This window comes from Streptomyces spinosus (assembly GCF_020400655.1).
In the GTDB taxonomy this organism is placed as follows: domain Bacteria; phylum Actinomycetota; class Actinomycetes; order Streptomycetales; family Streptomycetaceae; genus Streptomyces; species Streptomyces argyrophylli.
On record NZ_JAINRC010000005.1, the window covers coordinates 159,171 to 181,571 of the forward strand.

A 22,401-nucleotide genomic window follows, 5' to 3' on the forward strand; every position below is an offset into this window, starting at 1 on the left:
CTCCTGGGGGCCTCCCCCCCGCCCCCACCCCTCCCCCCACCCCCCAGAACTCAAGGCACGCCGATTACGCCCCCTCCGCCGACTCCCCGTCGTCGGTGCCGGTGTCCTCGGGTGCCTCGGCCGCGAAGCCCGGCAGCCATTCCTCCAGTTCCTCGCGGAGGCGTACGTCGGCGCCCAGTTGGCACAGGACCCCGATCGTGCTGAGGGTCACCCGGTGTATCAGCAGGTAGGCCGGCGGCAGGTTGAGCTGTCTGCCGAGCTGGTAGGCGGGGGAGCGGGGGTCGGCGATGCGGGCGGCCTGGCTGCGCATCCAGGAGCGGGTGAAGGTGAACGACTCCACGCGGGCCGGCTCGATGATCGGCAGCAGGTAGTCGAGGACTGCGTCCGGGTCCAGCTCGACGGTCTCCTTCACGAAGCCCTCGGCGCACAGCAGCTCGTAGACCGTCTCCGCCTCGCCGTCCAGCGTCAGGCGCAGCGAGACGCCGATCGGGGTCGGCAGGCCGCCGGGGAGCCGGTCGACGGTGCCGAAGTCCAGCACTCCCAGGCGCCAGTCGTCCGGACCGTCCGGGCCGCCGGGCAGCAGCCGGAAGTTCCCCGGGTGGGGGTCGGCGTGCAGCAGGCCGGTGCGGGCGGGGCCGGAGAAGAGGAAACGGGCCAGGAGCTGGCCGGCCCGGTCGCGCTGTTCCCGGGTGCCGTCCGCGATGACCTCGGACAGCGGGATGCCGTCGATCCACTCGGTGACCAGCACCTGCTCGCACTGGTGCACCACCGCCGGGACGACCACGTCCGGGTCGTCCGCGAACTCCTGCGCGTGGGCGCTCTGCGCCTGGGCCTCCAGCCCGTAGTCCAGCTCCTCCGAGACGCGGTCCCTCAGCTCGGCGATCAGCGGTTTGATGTCCATGCCCGGGATGAGCGGACCCAGCAGCCGGGCGAACCGGCTCAGTTGACCGAGGTCGGAGAGGAGTGCCTCCCCCGCGCCCGGGTACTGCACCTTGACCGCCACCTCACGGCCGTCGTGCCACACCGCCCGGTGCACCTGGCCGATCGAGGCCGCGGCGGCCGGCTTGTCCTCGAACTCCTCGAAGAGGTCGCGCCAGTCCGGCCCGAGCCGTTCCTGGAGTACCCCGTGCACGGTGCGGGTCGGCATCGGCGGGGCGGCCTCCTGGAGCTTGGTCAGGGCCACGCGGTAGGGGCCGGCGATCTCCTCCGGCAGCGCCGACTCGAAGACGGACAGGGCCTGCCCGAACTTCATCGCGCCGCCCTTCAGCTCGCCGAGCACCTTGAACAGTTGCTCCGCCGTGCGTTGTTGCAGCTCACGGCCGACGATCTCCGCGGACTCGCCCACGATCCGCTTGCCCAGCCCCCAGGTGGCCCGGCCGGCGAAGCCGAGCGGGAGCGCGGCGAGCTTGGCGGTCCGGGTGACCGCCTTCCGGGGAAGATCAGACATGCGCCCTCCAGGTGCCAGTCGGCCGTGCCGCGCCTGCTTCGCGTCGCCGCTTCGTCGACGGCCGTCGCACCGCCATTGTCGCGCGCGTCCCGCCATCGGTTGCGGAGTGCTGCCGTTTTACTCGCCCGGCCGCCCCGCAGTCGCATTCCGGATGCGGCCGGACCTGCCGGGCGCGCCAGTCCAGACCGGGCAGGGACACCTCCCAGCGGGTACCCGCGGCGGACGGTGAACACCCGTCGAGGAAGGCCAGGGCGTGTGCCGCGGCGAGGCCGGCCACCGCCGTGGCCAGCGTCAGGTCGCAGGCCCCGACCCGGCGGGCCCTTCCGGACCGCCACTGGGTGACCAGACGGGGCCAGGCCGGGTCGTGGTCCGTGCGGTCCCGGTCCAGGCAGCCGGCGCAGCCCGACTCGCCGGGCAGGACGAGCGGGCCGACGACACCCGTGCCCTCCACGACGCCGGCGTAGAGATGAGGGGTGCCGGTGGCCATGAGCGGTTCGGCGGTGGACGGGTCCGGGGCGTGTACGGCGACGTCGTCGCGGGGCGCGAAGATCACCAGGGAGAGGCCGGGCTCCTCTGCGCCGGAGCCCGGGGAGTGGGCGTGGCGTGGTGGGCGGTCCGGTGCGGCGCGGCGGACGGCGGCCCGGGCGGCGGCGTCCCTGCGGTCGCCCAGCGACTCGGCGGTCAGCCCGCCCGGTGCCAGGTCCCACGGCTCCACCCGGCCCACGTCGCCCACGTCGACCTCGCCGACGCCGGCGCCCGAGAGCACCGACGCGAGCAGGGCGCCGACCCGGCCCGCGCCGTGCACCCGGACACGCAGCGCGCGCCGGGCCGCGAGCCGCGCGAGCGCGCCGCCCGGCTCGGGTGTGAGGAGGGACAGTGAGGCGAGGTCGGGGCGCAGCCGTTCGAGGACGCCCGTCTTCTTCCGCAGTGCGTCGGCGGCCGGTCCGCCGCCGCGCGTGTCGTCGAGGAGGCCCGCGCGGGCGAGGCGCTCCACCAGCGCGTCGACGTGGTGGGCCGGGACGTCCGCGCGGCGGCCCTCCTCGCGCAGCAGCGGCAGTCCGCGGGTGCCGTCGAGCAGGTCCAGCAAGCTGCCGGTCGCCGTGGCGACCGGGCCCAGGGTCAGGGCGTGCGCCGGGGTCATCCCGAACTGCACGGTGTTGCGGTCGCGCCAGCCGCGCCGCAGCGCGGGCTTCACCACCGGATGCATGACTGGTCCCCCGTGTCCGTGTCCGTGAGTGCGTGTCTGCGCCAGCATGCCCGGGGCGTGGCCGGGGTGTCGGGAGTTATCCACAGGTTGGGGGTGTTCTTCATATCAATTGGGCGGGGTGAAGTGGTGCAAAAAGGATGAATGAATCGGTCGTACGAATCAAACGCATGGTGGGGGATGCGGAGTGCCCCGTCCCCGGGCCGGGACATTGCCCCTGTTCAGCGGGTAACGTCGGGGCGTGCCCGCCGACCCACTGCACCGCGCCGGTGAACCACAGCGCAGTACGACGAGCCAGCCGCCCCGCGGCTCGGGGACGAGCGCGATCGAGGTCCGCAGGAGCGCCCGGCGCCGCCGGACGGTCTCCGCGTACCGCGAGGGCGACCGCACCGTCGTACTGATTCCCGCCCGGATGTCGAAGGCGGAGGAGCAGCGCTGGGTCACCCTCATGCTCGACAAGCTCGCCGCCCAGGAGAGCAAGCGGGTGCTGGGCGACGCCGAGCTGGCCGAGCGTGCCGAGCGGCTGTCCGCCCAGTACCTCGACGGCCGGGCCCGGCCCGCCTCGGTGCGCTGGGTCACCAATCAGAACACCCGCTGGGGTTCGTGCACCCCGGCCGAGGGCAGCATCAGGCTGTCGCACCGGCTGCAGGGGATGCCGGAGTACGTGGTCGACTACGTGCTCTGCCACGAACTGGCGCATCTGCTGGTCCCCGGTCACGGTGCCGACTTCTGGCGGCTGCTGGAGTCCTACCCGCGCACGGAGCGGGCCCGCGGCTATCTCGAAGGGGTGGTCGCCGCCGCCCGGCTGCCGCACGTGCCGGGTGCACGTGACGAGCAGGAGACCTGAGCGGCCTCCGGGCGGCCGGCGCCCCGCCGGGGTGAGCGGGAGCCGTCCGGCGCGCCGGGCACCGTCCGTGTGAGCGGCCGGGTGCGGTTGTGTACCGGGTCTGTACCGACCAGCACCCTCGGGGGTCACTGTCGGTCTTTGCCGTTAGCCTGGCGCGACGCACTCACATTCGGGATGGGGGACGGTCGTAACGCATGGCCAGGGAATTCCAACGCGGCCACAAGGCCAGGATCAGTGACCTCACCGCGGGCACGGATCTGTACGTAGGCGTGCAGATCTCCGGCCCGGGACTGACCTTCGACATCAGCTGCTTCGGTCTGGACGCCGACGAGCGTCTCTCGGACGACCGGTACTTCGTCTTCTTCAATCAGCCGAAGTCCCCGGAGGAGTCCATCCAGCTGCTGGGCGCCCAGGCGGGTGACACGGAGTCGTTCCGAGTCACGCTCGACCGGATCCCCTCGCACATCCGCAAGCTGTCCTTCACGGCGACCGTCGACGGCGCCGGACAGATGTCCCAGATCGCTCCCGGATACCTGCGCATCGTGGCGGGTGGCGAGGAGGTCGCGCGGTACTCCTTCAGCGGCGCGGAGTTCTCCACCGAGCGGGCGGTGATGCTCGGTGACTTCTACTTCAAGGACGGGTGGCGGTTCGCCGCCGTCGGACAGGGGTTCGACGGCGGTCTGGAGGCGCTGCTGAAGAACTTCGGCGGCGAGGTGCTGGAGGAGGAGGCGCCCGCCGCCCCGCAGCAGCCGCAGCCGCAGGCCGGCGCGGCACCCGGCTTCGCCCCGCCCGCCTTCGGCGCCCCGGCCCCCGCGCCCGCCCCAGCCCCAGCCCCAGCCCCCGCACCCGCTCCGGCCCCCGCGCCCGCCCCGCAGGGGTTCGCCCCGCCGCCCGGCCACACCCCGCCCCCGGCCCCGGCGCCCGGCCCGGACGTGCACGCGGCGCCGACGGTCGTCGCACCCCTGACCCCGCCCGGCGCCGGCACCGTCCCGCCGCCGGCCGCGCCCCCGGCCCCCGCGCCCTACGGCCAGCCCCCGCAGCAGCCGTCCTACGGCGGCCAGCCCGGCGCGCCGCTGCCCCCCGGCTACGGCCAGCCCGCCCCCTACGGCGGCCAGCCCACCCCGCCCATGCCCCCGGGCTACGGACAGGTCCCCGGCCAGCAGCCCGCCCAGTACCAAGTGCCGCAGGGCGCGCCCCAGGGCGGTGCCGGGGTGACGGCCGCGCTCCAGGCGTTCAAGGAGACGCCGACCGGGCAGCGCTGGACCCAGCAGAACAAGAAGCTGATCCGCGTCGACCTCGGCATCGGCGGTCAGCCCGTGCTGGCCAAGCAGGGCAGCATGGTGCTCTACCAGGGCAAGGTCGACTTCAGCTACAAGGGCGCCGGGTTCGCCGGGCGGATCGTCGGCAACGCCACCGGCCAGGAGATGCAGCTGATGCGCTGCACCGGCCAGGGCCAGGTGTTCCTCGCCGAGAGCTCCACCCACCTGCACCCGGTGGAGCTCCAGGGCGACGCGATCTGCGTGTCCGCCGAGAACGTCCTCGCCTTCGACGAGAGCCTCCAGTACGAGGTCCGCCGCATCGAGGGCCACGGCATCCCCGGCGGCGCGCTGTTCACCATGCAGTTCCAGGGCACCGGCACGATCGTCGTCAAGACGCACGGCACCCCCGTGGTGCTGCCGGTCACGCCGACCACCTTCGCCGACTGCAACGCCGTCGTCGCCTGGTCGGCCGCCTCCCAGGTGATCGTCTCCAGCCAGGTCCGCATGCGCCGCAACGCCTACCCGGGCGACACCGGCGAGAGCGTCAACCTCCAGTTCCGGGGCGCGCCCGGCAACTTCATCGTCGTCCAGCCCTACGAGGTCTAGAGGGAGCCCGTCATGAACCAGCCGCTCGCGGGCTTCGCCCCCGCACCCGTCACCGCCCGCATGGAGAACCACGGCAACCACATGCTGAAGGTCGCCCTCCAGACCGGGAACGACCTCCTCGCGCGCGTGGGGTCGATGGTCGCCTACGAAGGCTTCATCCAGTACGAGCCCAACCCGCCCGCCGTCCGCCAGATCGCCCGCGACTGGGTCACCGGCGAGGGCGCGCCGCTGATGAAGTGCTCCGGCGACGGCCTGCTCTACCTCGCCGACTACGGCGCCGACGTCGTCGTGATCAACCTCAACGGCGACGGCATCTCCGTCAACGCCACCAACCTCCTCGCCTTCGACGCGCACCTGACCTGGGGCGTGGAGCGCGTCAAGGGACTCGCGAAGTTCGCCGGCCAGGGCCTGTGGAACACGAGGATCTCCGGGCAGGGCTGGGTCGCGCTGACCTCCCGTGGCAAGCCGATCGTCGTGGACTGCGGCGGCGGCGAGGACGAGACGTACGTCGACCCGGACGCGCTCGTCGCCTGGTCGCCGAACCTGAAGGTGAAGGGCAAGCGCAGCTTCAAGGCCCAGTCGCTGATCGGCCGGGGCAGCGGCGAGGCCTACCAGATGGCCTTCTCCGGCCAGGGCATCGTCGTCGTCCAGCCCAGCGAGGACAGCACCGACCGCCTCCGGTTCCGGGGCTGAGGGGGAGCCAGAACACCATGCAGAGCCCGCTTTTCGCACACAACGACGTCCAGACGCAGGAGCGCTGGAGCCTGCAGAACCCGCAGATGCTCCGGGTCACCCTGGAGGGCCACGACGACCTGCTCGCCCGCAAGGGCACCATGGTCGCCTACCAGGGCCTGGTCGAGTTCGACGCCGAGTACCGCAGCAACGGCCAGGCACGCGCGCGTGCGTACACCGGTGAGGGTCTGGACCTGATGCGCTGTCACGGACAGGGCACCGTCTACCTCGCGAACCTCGCCCAGCACGTGCACATCATGGACGTCGAGCAGGACGGGCTGACCGTCGACAGCTCCTACGTCCTCGCCATGGACTCCTCGCTGCACCACGAGGTCGTCGCCGTCGACAGCCTCTACGGCATCTCCGGCTCCGGGAAGTACCAGCTCAACATCACCGGCCGGGGCCGGGTCGCCCTCATGACCTCCGGGGCGCCGCTGCTGATGCAGGTCACGCCCGACCGGTACGTCAACTGCGACGCCGACGCGATCGTGGCCTGGTCCACCGGGCTGCGCGTGCAGATGCAGGCCCAGACGCACTCCTCCGGCGTGTGGCGCCGGCGCGGCAACACCGGTGAGGGCTGGGAGCTGAGCTTCATGGGCACCGGCTTCGCGCTGGTCCAGCCCAGCGAACTGCTGCCGCCGCAGAACGCGGTGATCGGACAGGGCCTCGCCGCCCAGTTCGGCATGGGACAGCAGGGCGCGCGCGGGCAGAACCAGGGCAACGTCTGGAGCTGAGCCGCGCGAGGCGAGGGGGTGACCGCCCCGGCGGCCACCCCTCGCACGCTCAGAGCCGGGCGCGCGTGGCGTCCAGCAGGCGTACGACCGACGCGTCGGCCACGCCCGCCACCTCGTCGTAGGCGTACCAGCGCAGGTCGAGCGACTCGTCGCTGATCCCGTGCACCGCGCCGGGCGGGGCCAGGACCGCGTACTGGACGTCGAAATGGCAGTGGCACGGCGCCGGGATCGGGTGCCGGTCCAGCCGCACCGGGCCACCGGCAAGCAGCGTCAGCCCGGTGATGCCGGACTCCTCGGTGGCCTCCCGCAGGGCCGCCGCCTCGAGCGTCGGGTCGCCCGGCTCGCAGTGGCCGCCCATCTGCAGCCACATCCGCAGCTTCCGGTGCAGCGTGAGCAGCACCCTGCCGCGCTCCGGGTCGACCACCAGGGCGCTGGCCGTGAGATGACCCGCGTGGCAGGCCTTCCACAGGCCGTCCGGGTGGGCCGCCAGATGGTCCAGGTAGGCCTGGCGCAGCTCTTCCTGGCCCTCGTACCCCTTCAGGACGAGGACCGCGTCGTCGTACAGGCTCACTCGGTGTCGTCGCCCTTGCCGCCGTCGCCTTCGGCCTCGTCCTTCTCGCCGCCGTCCTTCTTGCGCAGGTCGGGCTTGCCCGCGGAGCCGCCCGCCGCCTCGCCGAGCATCTTGTCCAGCTCGGAGAAGTCCATCTGCTCGCGGTGGACGAAGCCGTCCGGGTCGTCCAGGTCGGTCGCGGTCGGCAGCATGTCCGGGTGGGCCCACAGGCCGTCCCGGCCGTCGACCCCGCGCGCGTCCGTGAGCGAGGCCCACAGCCGGGAGGCGTCGCGCAGCCGGCGCGGACGCAGCTCCAGGCCGATCAGCGTGGCGAACGTCTGCTCCGCCGGGCCACCGGTCGCGCGGCGGCGGCGCAGCGTCTCGCGCAGGGCGTCGGCGGACGACAGGCGCGGCTTCGCCGCGGCGTGGACCACCGCGTCCACCCAGCCCTCCACGAGCGCCAGGGCGGTCTCCAGACGGGCGAGGGCGGCCTTCTGCTCGGGCGTGTCCTCCGGCTGGAACATGCCCTGCTGGAGCGCGTCCTGCAACTGCTCCGGGTTCTGCGGGTCGAACTGGCCGACCACGTCCTCCAGCTTGGCCGTGTCGACCTTGATGCCACGGGCGTAACCCTCGACCGCGCCGAACAGGTGCGAGCGCAGCCACGGCACGTGCGCGAACAGCCGCTGGTGCGCGGCCTCGCGCAGCGCCAGGTACAACCGCACCTCCTCCTGCGGGACGCCCAGGTCCTTGCCGAACGCCGCCACGTTGGCCGGGAGCAGCGCGGCCTTGCCGGCCGGGCCCAGCGGCAGGCCGATGTCGGTCGAGCCGACGACCTCGCCCGCGAGCACGCCCACGGCCTGCCCGATCTGGGTGCCGAACATGGCGCCGCCCATCGAGCGCATCATGCCGATCAGCGGGCCCGCCATGGCCTGCATCTCCTCCGGCAGCACGTCGCCCATGGCCGCGCCCACCCGCTCGGCGACCGGGTCGACCAGCTCCTGCCAGGCGGGCAGGGTCGCCTCGACCCACTCCGCGCGCGACCAGGCCACCGCCGAGCCGGAGCCCGACGGCAGGGACGTCGCGTCGTCCAGCCACAGGTCGGCCAGGCGGACGGCCTCCTCCACCGCCCTGCGCTCGGACGGGCCGACGCTCGCGTCCTTCGTGCCGTCCGACGTGCCCTGGGCGACCGTCTGGCGGGCGATCTGCTTGGCCATGTCCCAGTTCACCGGGCCGCCCTCGTACGAGAGCATCTGGCCGAGCTGCTGGAACGCGGCGCCCAGGTCGGTGGGGTTCAGGGAACCGAACATGGCTGCGAGCGGGTTGTCGGCACCGGGGCCGCCAAAGCCGCCGGCTCCGGGCAGGCCGCCGAAACCGAACGGATTGGCCGGTCCCTGCCCACCACCGCTCTGCTGGTCCTTCTTCTTGCCCTCGTCGCCGTCTTCCGGCTCCTCCGGCGGAAGGCCGAAACCGAATGGGGTGTCACTCACGGGAATCCTCGGCTGGTAAGGCCACCGGTTTCGCTCCGGTGGCGCGGCTGCCCGACAACACCACCCAGCGTAGACACCCCGACCCGATCGGGCCTCGGTGCTTCGCCCACGGAACGCCTGCGGCAGGATGGATGCACCTGGTACGTACGCGTCACTCGCGCCCGTACTGAAGACAACCGCTGGAGACGCCCGGTGAGTTCCCCAGACCCTCAGGTTCGCGCAGCGCGAAACCTCTCAGCCCACCCGTCGCCCGACCACCGCCCCTCGACGACGGCGCTGCGCGCCGGCGAGACGACCGCCGTGCGCGGGCCCGTCGTCGCGGTGACCGGCGCCGCCACCGGGGTCGGCGCCCTGCTCACCGAGCGACTCGCCGCGTCGCAGGAGATCAGACAGGTCCTCGCCATCGACGAACGGCGAGGCGAGTGCGCCGACGCGCAGTGGCACATCCTCGACGTCCGCGACCCCGCCATCGCGGACAAGCTGCGGGGCGCCGACGTCGTCGTCCACCTCGCGCTCGACCTCGACCTGGAGACCGACCCGGCGGCACGCACCGCTTACAACGTCCGGGGGACACAGACCGTCCTGACCGCCGCCGCGGCGGCCGGCGTGCACCGGGTGGTGCTGTGCACCTCCGCGATGGTCTACGGCGCGCTGCCCGACAACGAACTGCCGCTGTCGGAGGACGCCGAGCTGCGCGCCACCGCCGAGGCGACCGGCGTCGGGGACCTGCTGGAAATCGAGCGCCTGGCGCGGCGCGCCCCCCGCGCGCACCCGGGCCTGAACGTCACCGTGGTGCGGCCGGCCGTCCTGGTCGGCGGCACGGACACCGCCCTGACCAGGTACTTCGAGTCGCCGCGGCTGCTGGTCGTGGCCGGGTCGCGGCCCGCGTGGCAGTTCTGCCACGTCGAGGACCTGTGCAGTGCCCTGGAGTACGCCGTGCTGGAGAAGGTCGACGGGGAACTGGCCGTCGGCTGCGACGGATGGCTGGAGCAGGAGGAGGTCGAGGAGCTGAGCGGCATCCGGCGGATGGAGCTGCCCTCCACGGTCGCGCTCGGCGCGGCGGCCCGGCTGCACCGGATCGGGCTCACCCCGTCCCCGGCGGGCGACCTCGCGTACACGATGTACCCCTGGGTGGTCAGCGGCAGCCGGCTGCACGATTCCGGGTGGCGGCCGAAGTGGACCAACGAGGAGGTCCTCGCCGCGCTGCTGGAGGAGGTGTCCGGCCGGCACACGGTGGCCGGGCGACGGCTGGGCCGCAAGGACGCGACGGCCGCCGGTGCGGCGGGGGCGACGGTCGCCCTGCTGGGCGCGGCAGCCGTCGTACGGCGTGCCCGGAAGGCCCGGCGACGCGTCTGACGTGCGGGGAGCGGCCGATGCGGAAGCCCCGCTGTAGGAGCCTCCAAGCGGCCCGCGCGCGTGCCTGCGGAAACTCGTATTCCGCGTTGTCACCCCCGTGGGGCACGATGGGGGCATGGCGCTTACGAACGATCACCCCGGTGAGCAGGCCGCTCAGGACCCCATCAAGCTGATCGGCATCCGGGAGACCCCGCTCTCCGTGGACGAGGTGTTCCAGGCCGTCGGGGACGACGCGGCCGGGGGTGTCGCGCTGTTCGTGGGGACCGTGCGGAACCACGACGGGGGTGCCGACGTGGACGCGCTCGGGTACTCCTGCCACCCGAGCGCCGAGGCCGAGATGCGGCGGGTCGCCGAGAAGGTCGTCGCGGACCACCCCGTGCGCGCGCTGGCCGCCGTCCACCGGGTGGGGGACCTGCGGATCGGGGACCTCGCCGTCGTCGTCGCCGTGGCCTGCCCGCACCGCGCGGAGGCCTTCGACGCCTGCCGCAAGCTGATCGACGACCTCAAGCACGAGGTGCCCATCTGGAAGCACCAGAAGTTCTCGGACGGCACGGAGGAGTGGGTGGGCGCCTGCTGACCCCACCGACCGCCACCTGATCCCGGTCGGGGGAGCCGGCGTGTTCCGACCGGAACCCGCCCGCGCCGGACGGACCGCCCGGTCAGCGCGCCGGGCCACCGAGACCGGATGGCAGCCTCCCGGGTCGGGCGGGCGTATGCGCTCTCGCGCCCTGGTCGCCCGCGGACTTCCGGTCCGGTCCTCAGGTGGTCTTGGCGTGATTCCCGCTGACCCGGCCGGGGATCACCGGTGCCCTACGGCCGCCCGCGTGTCCGGGCCGGCGCCTGCTGACTCCCGGCCCGTCGCCGGCTCGTCCCGGCGTGGCCGCCTGCCGGAGACCCGAGCCCTCTGCCGCCGGACGGCCGCGCGCCGATCCGCGCCCGGCGGCCGCTGCCCCCGCCCGGCGCCCTTCGACGCCCCTGTTCGGGCCCGGCGCCGCTGGTCCGCCGGCCCTGGCCATCCACCCGGCGGGTCCAGCCCCACCCCGAGTCCGGCGCCCGCCGACGCCGGCCCCACCCCCTCTCCAGAGCGGCGCCCGCCCCCCGGACCGCCGCTTTCGTCCCCCGCCGCTGATCCGTCTGGGCTTTCGGCGTCCCCCGAAGGCGTCACACGCGGCACACGGTTTCCCCCGGTTGCGTAACCGGGACCCTAGCGTGAGCGTTGTCCGTGCAGACCGTTAATCTGCTGATCAGTCATTTGCGGACGCTCGTGGCGTATGGGAGGTCGGCATGGGGGTGCTCGTCTGGTTGCTGATCCCGCTTCTGGCCGCGATCGGCGGCGGGCTGTGGGGTACCTGGGCCAATCGGACCCGCAAGACGCGGAGCGACGGCCCTGAGCTGGACGGATACGCCCGGTTCCGCGAGGCCATGGAGAAGTCCCACACGGGTGCGCGCGGCGCCTGACGGGGGTGCCCTGACAGTGCGCTGACAGAGGCGTCCCGTACTGTCGTGGCATGCCACGCCGCACCGCGACGATGCTCGCCTCGACCCTGATGCTGATCGCGCTCCTGTGCGCGGGAGTCCTCATCCCCGTGCCGTATGCGGAGATGTCTCCCGGCCCGACCGTGAACACGCTCGGCGAGCACGACGGCGAGCCGGTGCTGCAGATCTCAGGACACAAGACGTATCCGACGGACGGCCATCTGAACATGACCACCGTCCGGGTCACCGGCGCCGACTACCGGATGAACCTCGTCGAGGCCGTCTACGGCTGGCTCGCCCACGACAGCAAGATCGTCCCGCACGACACGCTGTACCCGGACGGCAAGACGGAGGAGCAGTCCTCCCAGGAGAACGCCGAGGAGTTCAGCCAGTCCCAGGAGAGCGCCAAGGTCGCCGCCCTGAAGGAACTGGGCGTCCCGGTGAAGTCCTGGGTGATCGTCTCCACGGTCGTCAAGGGCTCCCCGGCCGAGGGCAGGCTGCACGCCGGTGACGTGATCAAGGCCGTCGACGGGACGGCGGTCAAGCAGCCGTCCGACGTCGCCGAGTTCGTCACCAAGCACAAGCCGGGGCAGAAGGTCGTCTTCACCGTCGTGCCCGCCAAGGAGCAGGCCGCCGCCGAGAAGGCGCACCGGACGGCGACCAGGACGCAGGACGTCACCATCACGACGACGACCTCCCACGACACCGGGGCCGAGCGGGCCGTCGTCGGCATCTCCGCCGGAACCGACCACACCTTCCCGTTCACCATCGACATCAAGCTCGCCGACGTCGGCGGGCCCAGCGCCGGCCTGATGTTCGCCCTCGGCATCTACGACAAGCTCACCCCGGGCAGCCTCACCGGCGGGAAGTTCGTCGCCGGCACCGGCACCATCGACGACGACGGCACGGTCGGCCCGATCGGCGGCGTCGAGATGAAGACCGTCGGCGCGCGCGACCGCGGCGCCCAGTACTTCCTGACCCCCGCCGACAACTGCGCGGCCGCCGCCAAGGACACCCCGGGCGGCCTCACCCTGGTCAAGGTCAAGAACATCGGCGACGCCCTCGGCGCCCTGAAGGACATCCGCAGCGGCGACACCGCCGCACTGCCGAAGTGCACCACCAAGGGCTGAACGGGCCGTGACACGGCCGGGGGCGCTCCCCGGGCACCAGGAGCGCCCCCGCCGCCGTACGCCCGAGGGGGCGGGTCAGTCCGCGAACGTCGCCACCAGGGCGTCCGCCAGGCCCGGCACCAGGTCGGGGCCGGTCAGGACCTCCGTCGGGGAGTCCTTCTCCCGCAGCCGCAGCGCCGACTCCCGGCTGCCGTCGCGCAGCACGGCCACCGTCATCCGCACCTCCTGGCGCTCGGGATGCTCGGCCACCCACCGGGCCAGCCCGGCCTCGTCCAGACCGGAGGGGACCTGGGCCTCGGCGGACGGCGGCAGCATCAGACGCTCCACGGCGAGCGCGCAGCCGGCCACCGCGTCGGGCCAGGCGATGGTGCCGAGGAACTCGTCGAGGGGCTTGCCGGACGGGAGCTCGTCCTGCTCGATCGGGGTGAGACCGGCGGTCTCGGACTCGTCCTCCAGGCCCAGCTGGGCCGCGAGCGAAGGTTCCTGAGCCCGCAGCCGTGCGGTGTCTACGAGGGCGAAGAGGCGAGCGGGCTGGTCCCAGCCGAGGCCGGAGACGTACTCGTCGATCTCGAGTACGGCCCGGGTGAGCGGGCTCGCTGCCATGGGAGTGTTGGACATGGTCACAATCCTGCCTCGTTCCCGGCCGGAATCGGGAACCGAGTAAACCGTGAGTAAGTTGCATAGGTGTGGGCCCGCGATCACGGGGGGCCACGGCGGGCCCGCGAACCCGAGGGTCTGACGGATCGACAGCGAACTTCGAGGTGCGCACCTTGGCTTTCCAGATGCCGGACCGCGGCGGAGGCCCGACGGGGCCACGGATCAGAGCGGGCCGCCCGTCCCGGAGGGTCCGAGCCCTGCTCGTGACACTGGGCGTCCTTGCCGTCCTCGGCATGGCGTTCACGATGTTCGCGGGCTTCTGGACGGACTGGCTGTGGTACCGGTCGGTGCACTACTCGTCCGTGTTCACCACCACCCTGTCGACCAAGGTCGGGCTCTTCTTCGTCTTCGGCCTGCTGATGGCGGCCGCGGTCGGCCTCAACATCTGGCTCGCGCACCGGCTGCGGCCCCCGCTCAGCGCCATGTCCATGGAGCAGCAGAGCCTCGACCGCTACCGCATGGCCATCGCGCCGTACAAGAAGTGGCTGCTGCTCGCCGTCACCGCCCTGGTCGGGCTGATCGCGGGCGCCTCCGCGTCGAGCCAGTGGCGGACCTGGCTGATGTGGGTGAACGGCGTGCCCTTCCACCAGAAGGACCCGCAGTTCCACCTGGACGTCTCCTTCTACGCCTTCGACCTGCCCTGGTACCGGTTCCTGCTGGGCTTCGGCTTCGCCGCCGCCATCCTGTGCCTGATCGCCGCGGCGCTCACGCACTACCTGTACGGCGGCCTGCGGGTCACCAGCCCGGGCGCGCGTGCCACCGCCGCCGCGACCGGGCACCTGTCGGTGCTGCTCGGCATCTTCGTCGCCCTCAAGGCGGTCGCCTACTGGCTCGACCGGTACGGCCTCGCCGTCAAGTCCAGCGACTTCAAGGCGACCGGCAACTGGACCGGCCTGCGCTACGTCGACGCCAACGCCTACCTGCCGGCCAAGACGATCCTGTTCTGCATCGCCGTCATCTGCGCGCTGCTGTTCTTCGCCACCCTGTGGCGGCGCACGTGGCAGCTGCCCGTCATCGGCTTCGGCCTGATGGTGCTCTCGGCGATCCTGATCGGCGGCCTCTACCCGGCCATCGTGCAGAAGTTCCAGGTCCAGCCGAACGAGCAGGCCAAGGAGGCGCCGTACGTCCAGAAGAACCTGAAGGCGACCCGCGAGGCGTACGGCATCGACCAGGCCAAGGTCACCGAGTACCCGGGCAAGTCCACGTCCCAGGACAAGACGAGGCTGCGCGACCAGGTCGACGCCACGGCCAGCATCCGCATCATGGACCCGAACGTCGTCTCGCCGACGTTCCAGCAGCTCCAGCAGATCAAGGCCTACTACGGGTTCCCGACCAACCTCGACGTCGACCGCTACCCCAAGGACGGCAAGGAGCAGGACACCGTCATCGGCCTGCGCGAACTGAACCTGGACGGCATCCCGAAGAACAACTGGATCAACGACCACTTCCGCTACACGCACGGCTTCGGCGTGGTGGCCGCCAAGGGCACCGAGGCCGACTCCGAGGGCCGGCCCGTCTTCACTGAGAAGAACCTGCCGTCCCAGGGCGACCTCGGGACGTACGAACAGCGGATCTACTACGGCGAGAAGACCACCACGTACTCGATCGTCGGAGGCCCCCAGAAGGAGGTCGACTACTCCGACAACGAGCGTGAGATGACCACCAGCTACCAGGGCGGGAGCGGCGTCAACCTCGACAACCCGGTCAACCGGGCCGCGTACGCGGTGGCGTTCAACGAGCCGCAGATCCTCTACTCGGGCGCGATCGGCAAGGGCTCCAGGATCCTGTACAACCGCACCCCCAAGGAGCGCGTGGAGGCGGTCGCCCCCTGGCTGACCATCGACGGCGACGCGTACCCGGCGGTCGTGAACCACCGCATCCAGTGGATCGTCGACGCCTACACGACGTCGAACGGCTACCCGTACTCCTCCCGTACGACCCTCGGCGACACGACGGCCGACTCGCTGACCGCGACGAACAACTCGCGCGCGGTGGTGGCCCAGCAGAACCAGGTCAACTACATCCGCAACTCGGTGAAGGCGACCGTCGACGCGTACACCGGCGAGGTCAAGCTGTACCAGTGGGACACCCGGGACCCGGTGCTGAAGACCTGGATGAAGGCGTTCCCCGACACCGTGGAGCCGCGCGGCGCGATCTCCCCGGAGCTGATGGACCACCTGCGCTATCCGCAGGACCTGTTCAAGGTGCAGCGTGAGCTGCTCACCCGCTACCACGTGACGGACGCGCAGACCTTCCTGACCGGCAGCGAGGTGTGGCAGGTCCCGGACGACCCGACGAACAACTCCGGCAGCGCGGTGCCGCCGTACTACCTGAGCATGAAGATGCCGGGCCAGAGCGAGCAGGCGTTCTCGCTGACGACGACGTTCACGCCCAACGGACGGGACAACCTCAGCGCCTTCATGGCCGTCGACTCCGACCCGCGCACCAGCGACTACGGCAGGATCAGAGTCCTGAAGCTGCCGACGAACACGACCGTCGACGGCCCCAAACAGGTCCAGAGCCAGTTCAACTCCGAATCGGACATCGCGGAGACCATCAGCCTCCTCAGCCGCGGGCACTCGAAGGTGGAGTACGGCAATCTGCTGACCGTGCCGCTGGACGGCGGCCTGCTGTACGCGGAGCCGGTCTACGTCCGCGGCGGCTCGCTCAAGTACCCGTTGCTGAGGAAGGTCCTGGTCACCTACGAGGGCAGGACCGCCTTCAAGAACACCCTGGACGAGGCCCTCGACGAGGTGTTCGGGGTGAAGAGTTCGACCAGACCGCCGCAGACCGGCACCACGACTCCGCCCGGCACCGGCAACCCGACGGTCAAGCAGGCGCTGGAGGACGCGCAGAAGGCCTTCGACGCCGGGCAGCAGGCGCTGAAGAACGGGCCGGACTGGGACGCGTACGCCAAGGCGCAGAAGGACCTCCAGGACGCGCTGAAGCGGGCGGAGGACGCCCAGTCCAAGACGGGTGGCAGCGGCGGCAAGAACGGCGACAAGAGCCGGAGTTGATCAAGACCCCCTCGCGCCGTGGTACGGTTGACACACAACGGCGCGGGGTGGAGCAGCTCGGTAGCTCGCTGGGCTCATAACCCAGAGGTCGCAGGTTCAAATCCTGTCCCCGCTACTGAAGTCGAAGGCCCGGATCCAGAAACGGATCCGGGCCTTCGTGGTGTGCGAACTCATGTGCTGAGGGAAGGGACCGGCCGCGCCGCCGTGGGGAGTTGGGCGATATGTGTTTGACTTGTCTCTCTGTGGGCATGTCGACAAAACGCTCAAGTGACCTCACGGGCTGCGGTATACCGGGTGTACCCAGGTTGCAGGTGGTGCGACGATGGACGTTATGGGGGACAAGGCAACTCTGTTCGAGTCAGGGCGATTTGTGCAGCCTTCCGACGCGGAGCCGGCCCGCGACGAGTTGGCGGACATGGGGGAAGCCGGCGAGGAGACGCGCCTCGCGCTGGCCGCGCAGAGCGGCGACGCCGAGGCGGCGAGCGTCCTCGGAAGCATGCTCCTGCGCCGCGGCGACCTCGACGGAGCCGAACCCCACCTGCGCGCGGCCACCGCTGCCGGTGACCGGGCCGCCGCGAACAACCTGGGCGTCCTGCTGCACCAGCGGGGCTACCCCGAGGAGGCGGCCGGCTGGTGGCGGATCGCCGCCGTCGCCGGTTCCGCCGCCGCCGCGCACGCGCTCGGCCGGCACCACCGCGAGCGCGGCGACGAGCCGGCCGCCGAGTACTGGCTGCGCCAGTCCGCCGAGCAGGGCCACGTCCTCGGCGCCTACGCGCTCGCCGACCTGCTGGAGCACCGCGGCGACGTCGGCGCCGAGCACTGGATGCGCGCCGCCGCCGAGCGCGGGCACCGGGAGGCCGCCTACCGGCTGGCGCGCGCGCTCGACCGCGCGGCCGGACTCGGGGAGGAGGCCGGGGGTGACAGCGGTGCCGCGGAGGCCGAGCAGTGGTACCGGCAGGCCGCCGCGCGCGGGCACCGCAGGGCCGCGCTCCAGCTCGGGGCGATCCTGGAGAAGCGCGGCGAGCTGAAGGAGGCCGGGCGCTGGTACCTGACCTCCGCCAAGGACGGCGAGCCGCGGGCCGCCTGCGCGCTCGGCTTCCTGCTGCGCGACGCCGGCGACACCGAGAGCGCGGCCGTGTGGTGGCTGCGCGCCGCCCAGGACGGCGACGGCAACGCGGCCAACGCGCTGGGCGCGCTGCACGCGGAGCGCGGCGAGACCCAGACCGCCGAGCGGTGGTACCGGGCCGCGCTGGACGCCGGCGACGACAACGGCGCCTACAACCTCGGGCTGCTCTGCGCCGAGCAGGGCCGCACCGCACAGGCCGAGCAGTGGTACCGGCGCGCCGCGTACGCCGGGCACCGCGAGGCCGCGAACGCGCTGGCCATCCTGCTGCTCCAGAACGGCGACCCGACCGGGGCCGAGCCCTGGTTCTCCAAGGCCGCCGAGGCCGGAAGCGTCGACGCCGCGTTCAACCTCGGCATCCTCTACGCCGGGCGCGGCGAGGACGCGATGGCGCTGCGCTGGTACGAGCGGGCGGCGGCCGCCGGGCACGCCGAGGCCGCGCTCCAGGTCGGGATCGCCCGGCTGCGCGAGGGCGACGAGCAGGAGGCCGAACGGCACCTGCGCTGTGCGGCGGGCGGCGGCAGCGCGGAGGGCGCGTACCGGCTGGCCACCCTGCTCGACGCGCGCCGGCCGCCGGAGCCCGCGCACGAGCTGGGCGAGACCGTGCAGGAGAAGACCGAGTGCGAGGAGTGGTACGAGCGTGCCGCCTCGCAGGGGCACCGGCGGGCGCAGGTGCGGGTCGGCATGCACGCGGCGGCGCGCGGTGACGTGGTGGAGGCGGCGCGGTGGTACCGGGCGGCGGCCGAGGCCGGGTCGCGCAACGGCGCCTTCAATCTGGGGCTGCTGCTCGCCCGCGAGGGGAGCGAGCCCGAGGCGGCGGTGTGGTGGGCGCGGGCCGCCGATGCCGGGCACGGGCGGGCGGCCCTGCGGCTGGCCCTCGTCTACGCGCGTCGCGGTGAGCTGGCGGAGGGGCAGCGCTGGGCCGACAGGGCGGTGGCGCTGGGGCCGGCGGAGGTCTCCGAGCGGGCGGGACGGCTGCGGGACGCGCTGCGGGAGGAGCTGTCGGCGTGACGCCGGACACCCCGGCGTCCACTGATTTGCTTCTCGGTGCTTCCCTCACGTAGTGTCGTATTCACCGACGCGGGGTGGAGCAGCTCGGTAGCTCGCTGGGCTCATAACCCAGAGGTCGCAGGTTCAAATCCTGTCCCCGCTACTGAAGGCCGAGGGCCGGAATCCAGAGATGGGTTCCGGCCCTCGTCGTCGTGTACGTGGTGTCGTCACGGCGGCGGCCCTACGCGAAGAGCCCCGGCGGTTGCCGGGGCTCCAGGGAAGCGGTGTGCGTACGCGCTCGCGCTCTTCTTACGCGCCCGCGCAGTTCGGGCACAGCCCCCGGTACGTCACCTCGACGTCCGACACCGTGAAGCCGAAGCGCTCGGTGTCGGGGAGGTCGGCCAGGGGGTTGCCGGTCGGGTGCACGTCGCGGATCGCGCCGCACCGGGCGCAGACCAGGTGGTGGTGCGGCCGGTGCGCGTTCGGGTCGTACCGCTTGGCGCGCTTGTCCGTCGTGACTTCCAGTACCTCGCCGAGCGAGACCAGCTCACCGAGCGTGTTGTAGACGGTCGCCCGGGAGATCTCGGGCAGCTTGGCGACAGCCCGTGCGTGGACCTCGTCGGCCGTCAGATGGACGTGCTCGCCGTTCAGGACCTCGGCCACCACGCGTCGCTGCGCGGTCATCCGCCATCCGCGTCCACGCAGCCGTTCCAGAAGGTCGCTCATGGCTACCAGCCTAACAGGAAGAGTCCCCAGGTCGGGAATAGGTGTGATTTTGGATCGTCGTTTGACTTAGACAATGTCCATTGTAGGATCGGAACCGGCTTTGGCCACAGGACAGGACTAGTCAGTGATGACGCAGGAGGCGTACGTGACGCAGGGACCGCTCACCACGGAGGCCGGTGCCCCGGTCGCCGACAACCAGAACAGCGAGACGGCGGGCGTCGGCGGGCCGGTCCTCGTCCAGGACCAGCTCCTGCTGGAGAAGCTGGCGCACTTCAACCGCGAGCGCATCCCGGAGCGCGTGGTGCACGCCCGGGGCGCCGGCGCGTACGGCACCTTCACCGTGACCGCCGACGTCACGCCGTACACCCGCGCCGCCTTCCTCTCCGAGGCCGGCAAGCAGACCGAGGTCTTCCTGCGCTTCTCGACCGTGGCCGGCAACCTCGGCGCGGCGGACGCCGTCCGCGACCCGCGCGGCTTCGCGCTGAAGTTCTACACCGAGGAGGGCAACTACGACCTCGTCGGCAACAACACCCCGGTCTTCTTCATCCGGGACGCGATCAAGTTCCCGGACTTCATCCACACCCAGAAGCGCGACCCGTACACCGGCAGCACCGAGGCCGACAACGTGTGGGACTTCTGGTCGCTGTCGCCCGAGTCGACGCACCAGGTGACCTGGCTGTTCGGCGACCGCGGCATCCCGGCGTCGTACCGGCACATGGACGGCTTCGGCTCGCACACCTACCAGTGGAACAACGCGGCCGGCGAGGTCTTCTGGGTCAAGTACCACTTCAAGACCGACCAGGGGATCAAGAACCTGACCGCCGAGGAGGCGGACGTCCTCGCGGGCAAGGACCCCGACTCGCACCAGCGCGACCTGCGCGAGGCGATCGAGCGCGGGGAGTTCCCGAGCTGGACCGTGGGCGTGCAGATCATGCCGGCGGCGGACGCGGCGACGTACCGCTTCAACCCGTTCGACCTGACCAAGGTGTGGCCGCACGCGGACTACCCGGTCATCGAGATCGGCAAGCTGGAGCTGAACCGCAACCCGCAGAACATCTTCGCCGAGGTCGAGCAGTCGATCTTCTCCCCGGCGCACTTCGTGCCCGGTATCGGCCCCTCGCCCGACAAGATGCTCCAGGGCCGGCTGTTCGCCTACGGCGACGCCCACCGCTACCGCGTCGGCATCAACGCCGACCACCTGCCGGTGAACCGCCCGCACGCCGCCGAGGCGCGCACCCACTCCCGTGACGGCTTCCTCTACGACGGCCGGCACGGCGGTGCGAAGAACTACGAGCCGAACAGCTTCGGCGGGCCGCAGCAGACCGGCCGTCCGCTCTGGCAGCCGTTCGACGGCTTCGCGGCCGGCACCGGCAACCACCCGACGCCCGCGCACGCCGAGGACGACGACTTCGTGCAGGCGGGCAACCTCTACCGGCTGATGTCGGAGGCGGAGAAGGAGCGGCTCGTCGCCAACCTCGCGGGCGCGATCTCGCAGGTCTCGCGCGAGGACATCGTCGAGCGCGCGATCGGCAACTTCGCGGGCGCCGACGCCGACTTCGGCAAGCGGCTGGAGGCGGCGGTGCAGGCGCTGCGCGGCTGAGCCGGCCGTCCTCGCGGCTGGGCGGGCCGGACCCCACGGTGCTCGGGGTCCGGCCCGCTTCGCGTGTCACAGCGCGGGTGTGGGCTCGCGGGCCGGGAGCCAGCGGCGGACGATGTCGCGGACGGAGACGATCCCGGCCACCTCGCCCCGGTCGAGGACGATGAGGTGCCGGAAACCGCCGTGCGCCATGGCCCGGGCCGCCTCCTCCAGGGTCCAGGTGGGGGCGGCGAAGACGACGTCGGTGGTGGTGTGGGCGTGGGTGCGCTCCGCGTCCGGGTTCTGCCCGAGGCCGACGGAGTTCAGGATGTCGCGTTCGGTGAGGATGCCGATGCCGCCGGCGTCCGGGTCGAGGACCACGGCGGCGCCTACGCGGCGGGCGGACATCAGGGTGGCTGCCTGGCGGAGGGTGTGGGCGGGGCCGAGGGTGAGAATCACCGTGCTCATGGCGTCACGGACGAGCATGGACGGAGCACCTCCTAGGAACCCCCGGGGAAAGTTCAGGGATTCACAAGTTCACATGTGGGGGTGGGCCCAGAGTGCCAGGTAAAGGGAGGGTCAACAAGAGGGCGCTCGGCGCGAGTTGAGGGCGTGACGGGAGTGCTCCGGTGCTGTCCCCGTTCCTCACGCGCCCGGGGCGAGGTACTCCAGCAGCTCGTCGTGGAGGAGGCCGTTGGACGCCGCCGCGTCGCCGCTGTGCGGACCGGGGCGGCCGTCGAGGCCGGTGAAGGCGCCGCCCGCCTCCGTCACGATGATCGCGTTGGCGGCCATGTCCCACAGCGACAGCTCCGGCTCGGCGCAGATGTCCACGGAGCCCTCGGCGACCATCATGTACGGCCAGAAGTCGCCGTACGCGCGCGTGCGCCACACCCGGCGGGACAGCTCCAGGAAGCCGTCCAGGCGGTTGCGTTCCTCCCAGCCGGTGAGCGAGGAGTACGCGAAGGAGGCGTCCGCGAGCCTGCCGACGCGCGAGACGTGGATCCGGGTCGCGGAGGCGAGGTCGCGGCCGGTGAAGGCGCCGTGCCCCTTCGCCGCCCACCAGCGGCGGCCGAGCGCGGGTGCGGAGACCACGCCGACGACGGGCTGGTAACCCTCCTCGTCCTCCTCCATCAGGGAGATCAGGGTGGCCCAGACCGGGACGCCCCGCACGTAGTTCTTCGTCCCGTCGATCGGGTCGATCACCCAGCGGCGGGGGCCCGTGCCCTCGACGCCGTACTCCTCGCCGAGGACGGCGTCCCGCGGTCGGGCGTGCTGGAGCCGGCCGCGGATGAGCTCCTCAGCGGCCTTGTCCGCCTCGCTCACCGGGGTCATGTCCGGCTTCGTCTCCACCTTGAGGTCGAGGGCCTTGAACCGGGCCGTGGTGGCGGCGTCGGCCGCGTCCGCGAGGACGTGGGCGAGGCGCAGGTCGTCGAGGTAGTCGGGCATGTGCAGAACGGTATCCGGCGGGGCCGGCGCGGGGCCAC

19 protein-coding genes and 2 tRNA genes are annotated in these 22,401 nt (G+C 72.1%); 13 read left to right on the plus strand and 8 right to left on the minus strand.

Going from position 1 to position 22,401, the window contains the following annotated elements:
- Positions 1–64: 64 nt before the first annotated feature.
- Positions 65–1,447: an ABC1 kinase family protein gene (locus LG395_RS11890; protein ID WP_225809336.1), complete on the minus strand. Its 1,383-nt coding sequence runs from the start codon at positions 1,445–1,447 to the stop codon at positions 65–67.
- Positions 1,440–2,654, minus strand: coding sequence for a TOMM precursor leader peptide-binding protein (locus LG395_RS11895; protein ID WP_225809337.1), 1,215 nt, complete (start codon positions 2,652–2,654; stop codon positions 1,440–1,442). The genes LG395_RS11890 and LG395_RS11895 overlap by 8 nt, the downstream gene beginning before the upstream one ends.
- 238 nt (positions 2,655–2,892) lie before the next feature.
- On the opposite strand from LG395_RS11895, the gene LG395_RS11900 reads away from it, so the two are divergent.
- The 4 genes from LG395_RS11900 to LG395_RS11915 all read left to right on the plus strand — a co-directional run bounded on the left by LG395_RS11900 (position 2,893) and on the right by LG395_RS11915 (position 6,829).
- Positions 2,893–3,498, plus strand: coding sequence for a M48 metallopeptidase family protein (locus LG395_RS11900; RefSeq protein WP_225809338.1), 606 nt, complete (start codon positions 2,893–2,895; stop codon positions 3,496–3,498).
- A 194-nt stretch (positions 3,499–3,692) separates the two neighbouring features.
- Positions 3,693–5,363, plus strand: a complete 1,671-nt coding sequence (locus LG395_RS11905; protein WP_225809339.1) for a TerD family protein — start codon at positions 3,693–3,695, stop codon at positions 5,361–5,363.
- 12 nt (positions 5,364–5,375) lie between these two features.
- Positions 5,376–6,056: an AIM24 family protein gene (locus LG395_RS11910; RefSeq protein ID WP_171153006.1), complete on the plus strand. Its 681-nt coding sequence runs from the start codon at positions 5,376–5,378 to the stop codon at positions 6,054–6,056.
- A gap of 17 nt (positions 6,057–6,073) precedes the next feature.
- On the plus strand, positions 6,074–6,829 hold the full coding sequence (locus LG395_RS11915) for an AIM24 family protein (RefSeq protein WP_171153004.1): 756 nt from the start codon (positions 6,074–6,076) through the stop codon (positions 6,827–6,829).
- A gap of 49 nt (positions 6,830–6,878) precedes the next feature.
- On the opposite strand, the gene LG395_RS11920 is transcribed toward LG395_RS11915, so the two are convergent.
- Positions 6,879–7,400 carry an NUDIX hydrolase gene (locus tag LG395_RS11920; RefSeq protein WP_171153002.1) on the minus strand — a complete coding sequence of 174 codons (522 nt, stop codon included), beginning with the start codon at positions 7,398–7,400 and terminating at the stop codon, positions 6,879–6,881.
- A complete protein-coding gene (locus LG395_RS11925) occupies positions 7,397–8,866 on the minus strand; it encodes a zinc-dependent metalloprotease (RefSeq protein WP_225809340.1) in 1,470 nt (489 codons plus the stop codon). The genes LG395_RS11920 and LG395_RS11925 overlap by 4 nt, the downstream gene beginning before the upstream one ends.
- A 192-nt stretch (positions 8,867–9,058) precedes the next feature.
- Here LG395_RS11925 and LG395_RS11930 point away from each other — a divergent pair, with 192 nt between their 5' ends.
- The 4 genes from LG395_RS11930 (at position 9,059) to LG395_RS11950 (ending at position 12,828) form a co-directional block, all read left to right on the plus strand.
- A complete protein-coding gene (locus LG395_RS11930) occupies positions 9,059–10,222 on the plus strand; it encodes an SDR family oxidoreductase (RefSeq protein WP_171152998.1) in 1,164 nt (387 codons plus the stop codon).
- Between the two features lie 115 nt (positions 10,223–10,337).
- Positions 10,338–10,799 (plus strand): molybdenum cofactor biosynthesis protein MoaE, encoded by a 462-nt coding sequence (locus tag LG395_RS11935; RefSeq protein ID WP_171152995.1) that lies wholly within the window; start codon positions 10,338–10,340, stop codon positions 10,797–10,799.
- 707 nt (positions 10,800–11,506) lie between these two features.
- Entirely contained in the window at positions 11,507–11,680 is a 174-nt protein-coding gene (locus LG395_RS11945; protein ID WP_171152993.1) for a hypothetical protein, read from the plus strand.
- Between the two features lie 50 nt (positions 11,681–11,730).
- Positions 11,731–12,828: a YlbL family protein gene (locus LG395_RS11950; protein WP_171152991.1), complete on the plus strand. Its 1,098-nt coding sequence runs from the start codon at positions 11,731–11,733 to the stop codon at positions 12,826–12,828.
- 75 nt (positions 12,829–12,903) lie between these two features.
- On the opposite strand, the gene LG395_RS11955 is transcribed toward LG395_RS11950, so the two are convergent.
- Positions 12,904–13,446 carry a PPA1309 family protein gene (locus LG395_RS11955; RefSeq protein WP_171152990.1) on the minus strand — a complete coding sequence of 181 codons (543 nt, stop codon included), beginning with the start codon at positions 13,444–13,446 and terminating at the stop codon, positions 12,904–12,906.
- 164 nt (positions 13,447–13,610) lie between these two features.
- On the opposite strand from LG395_RS11955, the gene LG395_RS11960 reads away from it, so the two are divergent.
- The 4 genes from LG395_RS11960 to LG395_RS11975 all read left to right on the plus strand — a co-directional run bounded on the left by LG395_RS11960 (position 13,611) and on the right by LG395_RS11975 (position 18,778).
- Entirely contained in the window at positions 13,611–16,502 is a 2,892-nt protein-coding gene (locus LG395_RS11960; RefSeq protein ID WP_225809455.1) for a UPF0182 family membrane protein, read from the plus strand.
- Positions 16,503–16,543: 41 nt separating this feature from the next.
- Positions 16,544–16,617 (plus strand) — tRNA-Met (locus LG395_RS11965).
- A 207-nt stretch (positions 16,618–16,824) separates the two neighbouring features.
- Positions 16,825–18,636 carry a tetratricopeptide repeat protein gene (locus tag LG395_RS11970; protein ID WP_225809341.1) on the plus strand — a complete coding sequence of 604 codons (1,812 nt, stop codon included), beginning with the start codon at positions 16,825–16,827 and terminating at the stop codon, positions 18,634–18,636.
- Between the two features lie 68 nt (positions 18,637–18,704).
- Positions 18,705–18,778 (plus strand) — tRNA-Met (locus LG395_RS11975).
- A 146-nt stretch (positions 18,779–18,924) separates the two neighbouring features.
- On the opposite strand, the gene LG395_RS11980 is transcribed toward LG395_RS11975, so the two are convergent.
- On the minus strand, positions 18,925–19,341 hold the full coding sequence (locus LG395_RS11980) for a Fur family transcriptional regulator (protein WP_171152985.1): 417 nt from the start codon (positions 19,339–19,341) through the stop codon (positions 18,925–18,927).
- A 145-nt stretch (positions 19,342–19,486) separates the two neighbouring features.
- Between LG395_RS11980 and LG395_RS11985 the strand changes: the two genes are divergently transcribed.
- The gene (locus tag LG395_RS11985) at positions 19,487–20,941 is read left to right on the plus strand and encodes a catalase (RefSeq protein ID WP_171152983.1); all 1,455 of its coding nucleotides are present in this window, start codon (positions 19,487–19,489) and stop codon (positions 20,939–20,941) included.
- Between the two features lie 66 nt (positions 20,942–21,007).
- Here LG395_RS11985 and LG395_RS11990 read toward each other — a convergent pair whose 3' ends face one another.
- Both LG395_RS11990 and hisN read right to left on the minus strand, forming a co-directional pair.
- Entirely contained in the window at positions 21,008–21,403 is a 396-nt protein-coding gene (locus LG395_RS11990; protein WP_171152981.1) for a CBS domain-containing protein, read from the minus strand.
- A gap of 159 nt (positions 21,404–21,562) precedes the next feature.
- The gene (gene hisN / locus LG395_RS11995) at positions 21,563–22,363 is read right to left on the minus strand and encodes a histidinol-phosphatase (protein WP_225809342.1); all 801 of its coding nucleotides are present in this window, start codon (positions 22,361–22,363) and stop codon (positions 21,563–21,565) included.
- Positions 22,364–22,401 lie beyond the last annotated feature (38 nt).